We start from the raw sequence: 1,643 nt of genomic DNA on the forward strand, positions 1-1,643 counted from the left end.
CACATGCTGGAACAGCTGCAGTTGAACAAATATTAAAAAAACATCCAGAAGCAGATGTAACTGTTTATGAACGTGAAGATAATATTGCGTTTTTGTCATGTGGAATAGCTTTGTATTTAGGCCGTATCGTAAATCATCTTGAGGATATGTTTTATGCAGATCCTACCACCCTTGAGGGATATGGTGCTAAGGTTCATATGAAACATAATGTTATCAAGATTGATACAAAAAATAAAAAAATTGTTGTTCAAGATTTGCAAACTCAAGATATTTTTGAAGACACTTATGACAAGCTGATTATGACCACTGGTTCAGAAGTTGGTATTCCTCCAATCGGTGGGATGGATAATCCAAGAGTTTTGTTATGTAAGAGTTATGCACAAGCTAAGAAGATTTATGAGTCAGCTTTAAATTATCCCAGTATCGCTATTGTTGGTGCTGGATATGTTGGGGTAGAATTGGCTGAAAGTTATGCTAATACGGTGCATGAAGTTACTTTGATCCAGTCACGTGACCAAATCTTAAATAATTATGTTGATGATGGATTATCAGAAACAATCATCGACAAATTAAAGGAACATGATGTCAAAGTTCGATTAGGTGAGCGAGTAGCTGAAATCGAAGATGGCGATCAATTGACAATTAAGACCAAGTCGGGAAATGCTTATAAAGCTGATTTAGTCATCGTCTGTACCGGATTTTTTGCTAATACGGATCTTCTTCGTGGTCAAGTACAAATGGATGGCTACGGCGCATTATTAGTTAATGACTATATGCAAACGTCTGATCCTGATATTTATGGCGCAGGAGATTCATGTGTCGTTAAATTTAATCCAACTGGTGAAATTAAATATATTCCTTTGGCATCGCAAGCAGTACGTCAGGGAACTTTAGCTGGAATTAACGTATTTGGTGATATTCGTAAATATATGGGTACGCAAGCTACGACAGCAATGGAAATCTTTGGCTACACGTTGGCTGAGACTGGGATTACTTATAAAAAGGCCATTGCCAGTGGAATAAATGCTGACTTTGTCGTTTTTCATGACTATTACCGCCCAGCATATATGCCTACGACAGAAATGCTAACAATTTATTTGGTTTATGATAAAGATTCAAGAAGAGTTATTGGTGCACAATTGTTTAGTAAACACGAAGTTGCACAATCAGCGAATGCAATCTCAATTTGTATTCAAAATAAAAATACTATCGACGATTTAGCTTTTGTCGACATGTTATTCCAACCAAACTATGATAATCCGTTCAATTATCTTAACTTGGTGGCTCAACAAGCAATTGCTAAAGAAGACGATGAATAATTTTAGAATAAACAAAAAGACCAACAGGCGGGGAACCTGTTGGTCTTTTTTATATGGTTGATTTTGGATAGGGGGGTAAGAAATTAATTTTCGTCATTGAATGATGGGGTATTCAATGAATCGGGGAGATTATTATGATCCGTTGTATTTTTGGGCAAATTTAAGAAATGAGTTTTCCCCTCTATCGCATTGTAATTGGGAGTTACAAAAAATCAACTAAGTATCTAGAATGAGCTAGTCATAGATTTAATTTTCTACATGGGAGGCGGAAGATAGACTTTGAAAACTCATTCTAGAAATTAACAAAGTTACTATGGTAGCTCC

General features: G+C 36.0%; 1 protein-coding gene. It reads left to right on the forward strand.

Annotated elements, in window-relative coordinates; translation table 11 throughout:
- A partial coding sequence (locus tag FHL06_RS12770) for an FAD-dependent oxidoreductase (protein ID WP_153386965.1) occupies window positions 1-1,319 on the forward strand: 1,319 nt, incomplete at its 5' end.
- Window positions 1,320-1,643 lie beyond the last annotated feature (324 nt).

Source organism: Companilactobacillus halodurans (assembly GCF_009600985.1).
Classification (GTDB): domain Bacteria; phylum Bacillota; class Bacilli; order Lactobacillales; family Lactobacillaceae; genus Companilactobacillus; species Companilactobacillus halodurans.